8 protein-coding genes are annotated in these 10,079 nt (G+C 36.7%); 7 read left to right on the top strand and 1 reads right to left on the bottom strand.

Features of this window, described 5'->3' with window-relative positions:
• The coding region (locus tag TEPIDINF_RS07525; RefSeq protein ID WP_421691674.1) for an IS1634 family transposase at positions 1-886 on the bottom strand (886 nt) is incomplete at its 3' end.
• Between the two features lie 394 nt (positions 887-1,280).
• On the opposite strand from TEPIDINF_RS07525, the gene glpA reads away from it, so the two are divergent.
• The 7 genes from glpA to TEPIDINF_RS07490 all read left to right on the top strand — a co-directional run bounded on the left by glpA (position 1,281) and on the right by TEPIDINF_RS07490 (position 10,079).
• Positions 1,281-2,900, top strand: a complete 1,620-nt coding sequence (gene glpA / locus TEPIDINF_RS07520) for an anaerobic glycerol-3-phosphate dehydrogenase subunit GlpA (RefSeq protein ID WP_068725319.1) — start codon at positions 1,281-1,283, stop codon at positions 2,898-2,900.
• Positions 2,893-4,065 carry an FAD-binding protein gene (locus TEPIDINF_RS07515; RefSeq protein ID WP_421691673.1) on the top strand — a complete coding sequence of 391 codons (1,173 nt, stop codon included), beginning with the start codon at positions 2,893-2,895 and terminating at the stop codon, positions 4,063-4,065. The genes glpA and TEPIDINF_RS07515 overlap by 8 nt, the downstream gene beginning before the upstream one ends.
• The gene (locus TEPIDINF_RS07510; protein ID WP_421691672.1) at positions 4,037-5,260 is read left to right on the top strand and encodes an anaerobic glycerol-3-phosphate dehydrogenase subunit C; all 1,224 of its coding nucleotides are present in this window, start codon (positions 4,037-4,039) and stop codon (positions 5,258-5,260) included. Before TEPIDINF_RS07515 ends, TEPIDINF_RS07510 begins: the two co-directional genes overlap by 29 nt.
• A gap of 608 nt (positions 5,261-5,868) precedes the next feature.
• A complete protein-coding gene (locus TEPIDINF_RS07505; RefSeq protein ID WP_421691671.1) occupies positions 5,869-6,912 on the top strand; it encodes a glycoside hydrolase family 43 protein in 1,044 nt (347 codons plus the stop codon).
• Positions 6,913-6,991: 79 nt separating this feature from the next.
• Entirely contained in the window at positions 6,992-8,281 is a 1,290-nt protein-coding gene (locus TEPIDINF_RS07500) for an ABC transporter substrate-binding protein (protein WP_421691670.1), read from the top strand.
• A gap of 62 nt (positions 8,282-8,343) precedes the next feature.
• On the top strand, positions 8,344-9,228 hold the full coding sequence (locus tag TEPIDINF_RS07495; protein ID WP_421691669.1) for a carbohydrate ABC transporter permease: 885 nt from the start codon (positions 8,344-8,346) through the stop codon (positions 9,226-9,228).
• Between the two features lie 14 nt (positions 9,229-9,242).
• The gene (locus TEPIDINF_RS07490) at positions 9,243-10,079 is read left to right on the top strand and encodes a carbohydrate ABC transporter permease (RefSeq protein ID WP_069799313.1); all 837 of its coding nucleotides are present in this window, start codon (positions 9,243-9,245) and stop codon (positions 10,077-10,079) included.

The following is a 10,079-nucleotide window of genomic DNA, read 5'->3' as shown; positions in this document are numbered from 1 at the left end:
AACCATTCTTTGCGGAGAGTGTATACCAGATATTATCCCCTGTCGTCATGCCTTTGTCTGCCACCACAACCGTTCGGCCAAGAGAGAATTGACGTTGTATCCTCCTAAGCATCGGAATCAAAGTTTGTTTATCAAGCATATTCCCTGGATAAAGACCGTATGTAATTGGAATGCCGTCAGTGTCCATGAAAAGTCCCATCTGCACGATGGGGTCTGGGCGGTGCTCTTTAGAGACACCTTTTTTCCTGAGTTCATCCGCCTCATCGATTTCAAAGTAATAATTGGTTACATCGTAATAGACTAAACTGGTATTGCGGTTATGTTGTCGCTTGATTCGTTCATGGAGCCATAGCTGGAGTGCATCCTTGTGCTTGTTGAAAAAGGTTAGACTGCGGTAGACATCGTCCAAAGTGAAGTTGCTTTTTTCAAAAAATGTCTCCTTGATTTCGTATGTTTTCTTCTTGGAAGCAGGGTAAAGCAAGCGGGAAAACACTAGAAGTTTCATGATACTATTGGCATCGTAATCATGCTTCGCATGGCGTTGCCTGTTGATGAGAAAGGTATGGATTCCAAGATCATGATAGATCTTACTCAATGCAGCATAACCGAAATTTTTTCGATTCGTTGAACCGATCGGGATATGCTCATCCCGTTGGATAGTGAAAGAAATGGAAGAACGTTCAGAAGCGTATTGTTCGTTCATCTGTTTAATTTTTTCGTTAAAAAAAGCAATCGGATCATCGTATTGTTTTTCTAGTTCATCCAGATAACCAAGAGATTCGATAGTTCTGGATTTAGGGGATTTACTATTAGCATCCCGATAGCTCTGTACGATGGATAAATAAATGCGACCAGTTTTTTTATTTTTCACTTGTCTAAGAAACATGAACATGGCTCCCTTAATTGAATACGATTTTACCTTCATTATACCAAATTATTCTACAAAAGTCTACTAAAATATGACAAAAAAAATAAAATAAAAATCACCGGAAACATCAATGAAATCAATGCTTTCGGGTTAATAGTTGTTTAAATGTGTTGCAAAATTAGGGAGTAAGAATTAATTTAAAGGGTGGATGATCTCCACCCTTCTTATGTTTTTTAGATTACTACTTTAACCCTGAATGAAAGCGTGTTATAATTTATATAGACAATTTTATCGGTTATTTTGGTTGGAGATTCGGAGAGACCAAACAAATCAAGCCTTTGACAAACTAGTGCAAAGGATGATTTGTGCTGGTCTCTTTCTGTATATATAAGATCTTTTGGGGGAAATGGCGATGAGAAAACTGGAAACTGAAGTTGTAGTGATTGGTGGAGGGGCGACAGGTGCTGGCGTATTGAGAGACTTGGCACTTCGTGGCATCAAAGCGATTCTTGTTGAACAACAGGATTTAGTTCATGGTACTTCCTCTCGCTATCATGGACTACTCCATTCAGGTGCGAGATATGCGGTTGGGGATGCAGAGACCGCGCGTGAAAGCTATGAAGAAAATTTAATTGTGAAACGGACTGTGCCGGGTTCGGTCGAAGATACAGGTGGCCTTTTTGTAAAGGTTCCTCAAGATGACGATGCCTTTGTTCAAAAATGGCTTGAAGGATGTAAGAAAGCTGGGATTCCGGTAAAAGAGGTTCCACTAGAGCAAGTCTTTTTAGAAGAACCTTCTTTATCGAAGAATATTCAAGCCGCTTATCATGTACCAGATGGTGCAGTAGATGGTTTTACATTAGTTGTTGATGTGACAGCAGATGCAGTACGTAGAGGAAGTAAAGTACTGACATATCATCAGGTAGAACAGATGATCATGCGAGATAACCGTGTGGTTGGTGTCATTGTTCGTAACGTCAATACGGGTGAACAAATTGAGATTCATGCCAACATGGTCGTCAATGCGACAGGTCCTTGGGCTGCTAGAATTGCTGCTTTCGCTGGTAGCGAAGTTCATATGATCAATAACCGTGGAATGTTAGTGGTGTTTCATCACCGTTTTAATAAAAAAGTAATTAACCGTTTACGTAAGCCAGGAGATGCTGATATATTTGTGCCTGCGCATAACGTTACTATCTTTGGAACGACTGGAGTAAATGTCCTTGAACCTGACGATTTTTCGCTATCCCGAGAAGAAGTAGACAAGATGCTTCGAGATGGTAAGGCAATGATCTCTGATGTTGAGCAGATGCGAATTATTCGCGCGTTTGCGGGGGTAAGACCTCTTTACCAAGAAAAAGGTGCTATCGGAGACAGTGGGCGGAATGTGAGTCGAGGAATGGCACTACTTGATCACAAAACTCGTGATGGTATAGAGGGAATTATTACTATTACTGGCGGTAAATTTACAACTTTCCGTTACATGGCAGAAAAAACAGTCGATTTAGTTTGTCAAAAGTTAGGTGTTTCCACTAAATGTACTACGGCAGAAGAGATTGTTCCACACCGTGAAGCAAAGGAATTTTTTAAACAAGTGAATATGGCTCCGGCGGTGAAACAAAAGTTAGTTCATTGGGCAGGTAATCGTGCGAAAAAAATTGAAGAAGGCTTACAAAAAAATGATCTTTTAAATATCGTTGTCTGCGAATGCGAACAAGTAACCCTAGGTGAAATCGAATCGGTCTTACCAGATGAAAAATTCCATTTAGGAGATATTCGTAGGAGAACACGTTTAGGAATGGGAACATGTCAGGGGACATTCTGTAATTTTCGTACAGCAGCAATAGCTGTGGAAAGAGGCATCACAACATCAGAAGAAGCAAATAAAGCACTACTTGATGCGGTAGCAGAGAGACAAAAAGGGATGAAAGTCGTAGCGACAGGAGAAACAGCCAAGCAGTTAGATTTGATGAACACCATTTATCATGTTTCTTTGGGAATGGGAAAAAAGGGGGAGAAAGCTCATGTATAATGTGGTTGTAATCGGTCAAGGCTTAACTGGAATGTTGTCAGCAATCTGGGCTAAGGAAGAAGGAGCTTCAGTTGCACTTGTGAGCCAAGGAACAGGAAAGATCATTCAATCAACAGGGGTGATGGATATTTTTCCGGGATCAGATGCTGGAATGAGCGAGCTGATTCGAGAATACCAGATCAAAGACTGGAATCCATTACTTGTTGAGAGTGGAATCGACCGTTTTAAGGAGTTAATGAGTCGATTAGGAAATCCCTATCAAGGCAAGATTGAGCAACCCGTAGAGATCGTAACGGGTTCAGGTTTTCTAAAATCAACCGCCTTATACCCGATAACAGTTGCTCCTATTCCTCATAGAGGTCATGTGGTTGTGGTTGGATTCCAAGAAATTACGGATTTTCAACCCACATATGTTGCAGAAAATTTAGCAAGTGAACGTTCTGAATTGACCATTGACCATTTCTCGATTTCATTAGGTCAGCGTTCGCTTCGAACCATGACACAGCTTGATGCCGCTAGATTATTGGAACAAGAGGTAGTTCGAAAACAAGTCATTTCCAAAATAAAAGCGAAGATGAAAGAGTTATTGATTCGTAAGCCAGATTTGATTATTCTGCCTTCTGTATTAGGCGTGATGAATTGGAAAACTGTTTGGAGCGATTTTAAGACAGAATTGGACACAATCATTACTGAAGCGGTGGGTATGCCACCGAATGCAACAGCCATTCGTTTGCAAGAACAATTGCAAAAAGAAATGATTCGTTTGGGTGTACGGCAGTATGCCAATTCCAAGGTAGTGGATAGTCATCGAGTGAATCAATGGATTGAATCCGTGATGGCACGGAATACCCATAACACGATCGAAGTAAAGGGCAAATCATTTGTTTTAGCCACAGGTGGAATCCTGGGTGGAGGACTAGAGCAATTGCTGAGTGGTGTGACAGAAACAGCTCTAGGATTAGAAGTGGGTGAGCAAGGCAATCTTGTGAATCCATACAAGAATCTTTTTCTCGTAGGAGCTGCACAAGGTTTAGGTGTCACAAAATACGGCATTACAGGTGGAATTTTTTCGATTCTATCCAGTTATGAGTCGGTGATCAAGAATAGCTATCGTTTACAAGTAGGAGGAGAACAACATGATAAACTTACTCGAAACCAGTTATGATCAATGTCTCAAATGTAATGCTTGTGTAGTCAGTTGTCCTGTTTCCAATGCAACACTAGATTTTGGTGGACCAAAACATTTAGGACCTGAGCTGAAACGATTGATGGAGAATCAAGAACTCATTGATGATCCACGTATTGAGCTATGTACGCTATGTGGAAACTGTGATATCTCTTGCCCAGAAAATGTGCATGTCACTACATTAACAGCACAAGTCAAAGCTATTCACGCGGAGATGTTAGGTACTAAGTTTCGCGATAAAATCTTAAGTCGAGCAGAACTTGTAGGAAAAGTGGCTTCAACTTTTGCACCAATTACAAATACAGTGATGGAGATCAAACCCGTGCGTAAAATAATGCAAAAGATAATGGGAATTCATGCTGAACGAAAATTTCCTAAGTACACCATCAATAATTTCAACCGTCGTTATAAAAAGAAAACGGCAAAAACGAAACGAAAAGTGGCCTATTTTGTCGGTTGCTATGCTACATATAATGCCCCTGAGGTAGCTGAGGCTTTTGTGGAAGTCATGGCTTACAACGGAATTGAAGTAGCATATCCTGAACAACATTGTTGTAGCATTCCTATGTTAGCAAACGGCCAAATGGATCAACTGATGAAAAATGCAACATTTAATGTGAATAGCCTGCTTGAATATACACGTCAAGGATACGATGTGGTACTCACTTGTACTAGTTGTACTTTAGCTTTGAAAAAAGAGTATGTTTCTATTTTAAATATACCTGGAGCCGAGGAATTAGCTGAACATGTATATGATGCTGATGAATACTTAAGAATGTTGCATGAGCAAGGAGAAATGAATACGAATTTGGCTCCAATGAATGTGAAAGCAGGATACTATGCTCCTTGTCACATGAAATCCCAAGGAATTGGCAACCCAGCTATGGATGTTCTTGAACTGATCCCTAATTATCAAATTCAGGATTTAGCTGCTGGTTGTTGTGGCCAATGTGGAACTTTTGGATTTAAAGAAGAGAAATTTGACCTATCGCTAAAAATAGGAATTCAGATGAAGGAAGCAGTGGAAGAATTAAATGCAGATTATACAGTAACAGAATGCGGCATGTGCAAAAATCAACTAGATCAGCTTACAGATAAAAAAGTATTACATCCGATGCAAATTCTATCTGAATCTTATAATAATGCAAACAATACAAAAAAGCGGCACGCCTAATGGAATGCTGCTTTTTTAATACCCACATTTTACAAACAAATGTATAATAAATGCTGAAGGTTTTCATACAACATTTTATAAAAGGAGTTGTGTGTTCGTTTTATTAGTTCTTAGAATCTATCTAGATTTTTCGTTTGCAAAAAATCAGATCAAGAATATAGCAAAACTAATCATTGTAAAATATTCCAATCGAATTTAAGCAATATCATTAGCTTTGGACTTATGTGGCTTGTGTTTACCATCGTTCGTTAATATGGGATTTTCTATAGAAATGCTTTTAACATAGAATAGCGCTAATTTTTTTGAATTGAGAGCGAAGCAGCTCTCTTTTTTTTACTAAAAATATTGATTCAGGTTATGAAATTTCTACATTTATTTTTATAATGACATAACCTAAATTAGCTAATGTTATCGTTTTCTGATAGAAATATTAAAGAGTAAAGTTATTGACGAGTTGTTTAAACAAGGTTATATTCAAATCAAGGTAAAAAATTTCCTAAAATTTTTACTTGAATTTTTTTGTTTTTTAAACGATAATGTAAGCGTAAACAAGTAAGGGTTTTCTGAAAAGGGATACGCTTAATTCTACTAAAAAAGGAGGGGAGAGATTGAAGGAGAAATACCGAAAAGTGTTCTTAATCTCTAGTATTTTGTTGTCTGTTGCGGTTATTGCAGGAATTGGGGTGTTCTATTCATTGTTGGCGCAAAAAACGATTACTTATAAAAATCCTGTTGGAGATATGACTGACATTGGTGATCCGTTTGTATTGAAAACAGGGAACTCCTATTATATGTATGCAACTTCTGAAGCTACAAGGGGATTTAAAGTATGGAAATCTAATAACTTAGTAAGTTGGGAATATAAAGGGTTGGCATATGATCATTATGAGCAGGCAAACAGATGGGCAACTGGTGATTTCTGGGCTCCAGAAGTGATTAAACACGATGGTATGTTCTATATGGTTTACAGCGCTCGGAATAATGATGGACACTTACGGATTTCAATTGCAACAAGTAAAGATCCATTAGGACCATTTAAAGATACTAGCGTTGATATTATTAAAAAAGAAGGTTCCTATATTGATGGGGATATCTTTATTGATAATGATGGGACACCCTATCTATATTATGTTAAGGATAACTCTGAAAATATCATCAATGGAAAACACGTCAGTCAAATATATGTTCAAAAAATGGATCAGAGTCTAACTCAATTAATCGGTCAACCTCAATTGCTAATTACCCCAGATCAACAATGGGAAGGTATTGACAGAGACTTTCAATGGAATGAGGGTCCATTTGTTCTAAAACATGATAAAAGATATTATCTTATGTACTCAGCCAATTTTTATGCAAGTGCAGATTATGCTATCGGATACGCTGTTTCTGATCATCCAATGGGTCCGTTTAAGAAAGCTAAAGAAAATCCAATCCTATCAAAAGATCTCGAACATGGTATATCCGGCCCAGGTCATAATAGTGTAACTCTTGGACCAGATGGTGAAAATCTTTACATTATTTATCATACTCATACTTATCCTAATGCACCTAGCGGATTAAGACAAATGTATATTGATAGGCTTTTTTTTGAAGATGGAAGAATAAAAATTGAAGGACCTACTTATTTGGAACAGGAAATAAGAATAGATTAAAAAAACATTATTAAAATTCACATCTTTTAATGCAAATGCTAACAATAGACAATGAAGAATTAAAGGAGGAAAGAGTAAGATGATTAAAGTTTCAAAATGGGTTAGCTTGATGCTGGTAGTCGTATTGGTGTTTACATTATCTGCTTGTTCAGGCAGTAATTCAAATGATAATGCGGATAACTCAGGAGCAAGTGGTGCAACAAAAGTTGTCTTTTGGGCGCCGTTTTCAGGCCCGGATGGCCAATATATGAAAGATATGGTTAAAAAATTTAATGAAGAGAATCAAGGAAAAATCAATGTAGATTTAAATATCGTTCCACAAAATCAATACTATAATATGATTGATTTAGCCTTTTCTGGAAAACAAACGTTACCAAATTTAATGATTATGCATACTGACCAAATTCCAACATATGCAAGTAAAGGTTTATTAGAAGATTTAGGGACTTTTGTTCAAAAAGCTGGATTAAAAGAAAGCGATTTCGCTATTACGGCTTGGAATGCATCGCTTATTAACGGAAAGCGTTATGGTATTCCACTAGATATTCATCCATTGGTATTATATTGGAACAAAGATTTATTTAAAGCTGCGGGCTTAGATCCAGAAAAACCACCAAAAACTCGTGAAGAATTCTTGCAATATGCTCAAAAATTAACTGATGTAAGTAAAGAACAATATGGTTTTGTCGTTCCAACTTTATGGCCACAACAATTTATTTTCCCAACAGTTTTATATCAAAATGGTGGTCAATTAGCTGATGCTTCAACGAAGAAGGTTACTTTTAATAGTCAAGAAGGTGTTGAAGCTTTACAATTCTTAAAAGATTTAATTTTCGAATATAAAGTTTCGCCAGCAAATGTACAGCAAGATGGAGAGGTAACTTTATTTAAACAAGGTAAAAATGCAATGCATTTAAATGGGCCTTGGATGATGGCCGCATGGGAAGAGGCAAAAATTAATTATGGAGTTGCACCTGTTCCAATGTTAGGGACAAAAGAACAATCCGTGTATGCAAATGGACATAACTTTGTAATCCCAGCTAGTGTAAATGATGAAAAAACAAATGAAGCCGCACAAACCTTTATGAAATGGATTTCTGAAAATGCAATTGATTGGGCGAAATCTGGTCAAGCACCTGCATCGGTGAAGGTTAGAGAATCTCAAGAATTTAAAGATATGTACCAACAACCAAAAGTAGCCGAAGAGTTTGAATATGCAAAATTCAGTCCGCAAATTGAAAAATGGGGACAAATTTCTAACCCATTATGGGAAAATGTTAATTTGGCATTATTGAATAAATTACCCGTAAAACAAGCGCTTGATGAAGCAGCTAAAAAGGCACAACAAATCATTGATGAACAAAAATAGCCTTTAAGATGTGAACCTTTAATGGGGGAGAATTTCTCCCCCATTTCTATAAGGAGGACAATATGAAGCGAAAAAACTATCTAACATCTTATTTGTTTTTATTACCTTATACGTTGGCGTTTTTATTTTTTATGGTTGTTCCACTGATTTATGGAATTTATATTAGTTTGCATGATTGGGAATTAATAGGAAATGCTCACCCTTTTATAGGATTTGAGAATTATATAGACTTGTTTAATCCAGATAAACGAATTCATACAATATTTTGGGATGGGCTTTGGAAAACCATTAAATTTGTTATATTTAGTGTACCATTTTTAGTTGTTGTTGGTCTGGTATTAGCATTGATAATTAAGAATTTGCCAAGTAAATTCAAAGGATTCTTCCGTTCGATCTATTTCTTGCCAACAGCCATATCTGTAACGGTGATTTCAGTTTTATGGCTATGGATCTTAGATACAAATAGTGGTTTAATTAATGCTTATCTATCCGATTTAGGAATACCTAAAATAGCATGGTTAACGACTACTTCTTGGGCATGGGTATCAATTGTAGTTGCAACCATTTGGTGGACAGTAGGGTTTAACATGATTATCTTTCAAAATGCCTTAGATGAGGTGCCACAGTCCTTATATGAAGCAGCAGAAATTGACGGAGCTGGGTCATGGCAAAAATTCATAAATATTACCTTACCGTCTATTAAAAATGTGACATTGTTTGTCTTTGTTACCTCTACAATTGCTTCATTTAATATTTTTGGGCAGCCATTTTTAATGACTCGTGGTGGTCCCGGAACAGATACAAAAGTACTGCTAATGAGTATATATGAAGAAGCTTTTTCAAATTTATCTTTAGGTACAGCAACTTCTATGGCTGTAAGTTTATCTTTAATTATTATGTTGGTCTCCTTAATTCAGTTCCGCTTGATGGGCAAAGAAGGAAAATAGAGGAGGTTAAATAAATGAATAAAAAAATAAATAAAATATTACTTGTACTACTTGCGATCTTAGTCAGTCTATTTTTTATTATTCCTATTTTATGGATGGTTTCAACATCTCTAAAGACTGATGCAGAGGCTTATTCCTCTATAATTCACTGGTTTCCTGAAAGACCAACACTAGCGAATTACATTTATACTTTGTTTGAAAATACGAATGAGACCCCAGTTTTAGGTTGGTTAGCGAATTCAATTTTTGTTGGGGTATCTGGTTCTTTATTAGTAGTAATTATAGATGCTCTAGCAGCCTATGCGTTGGCAAGATTAGAATTTCCATTTCGTAAAATAATTTTTGGGATGTTCCTTGCAACGATGATGATTCCATTTATTGTTATTTTCTTGCCGCTTTATTTGGAATTTAACAATTTTAACTTATTAGATACGTATTGGGCTTTAATCTTGCCGTATACCTCGAATGCTTTTGGTGTTTTTTTATTAAGACAATTCTTTTTAACCATACCAAAGGATATTGAAGAAGCAGCAATGATTGATGGAGCAAATAAATTTAAAATTTTTTTGACGATTATGCTTCCACTAGTCCACCCTGCATTATTAACACTCGGCATATTTACTTTTATATCTATTTATAATGACTTTTTATGGCCATTAGTCGTCACTTCCTCACCGGAAATGAGAACTGTTTCCGTTGGAATTGCCATTATGCAATTAGGAAGTTTTGTAAGCTCGCCAAGTAAATTAATGGCATTAACAACAATTGCTACGATTCCAATGTTAATAGTCTTTATTTTTGCACAAAAATACTTTGTTCAAGGAATTACATTTAGTGGAGGAAAAGAATAG

Source organism: Tepidibacillus infernus (assembly GCF_048898065.1).
GTDB classification, from domain to species: domain Bacteria; phylum Bacillota; class Bacilli; order Tepidibacillales; family Tepidibacillaceae; genus Tepidibacillus_B; species Tepidibacillus_B infernus.
The sequence above is the reverse complement of the archived record's forward strand: the minus strand, read 5'-3'. Positions and strand labels throughout refer to the sequence as shown.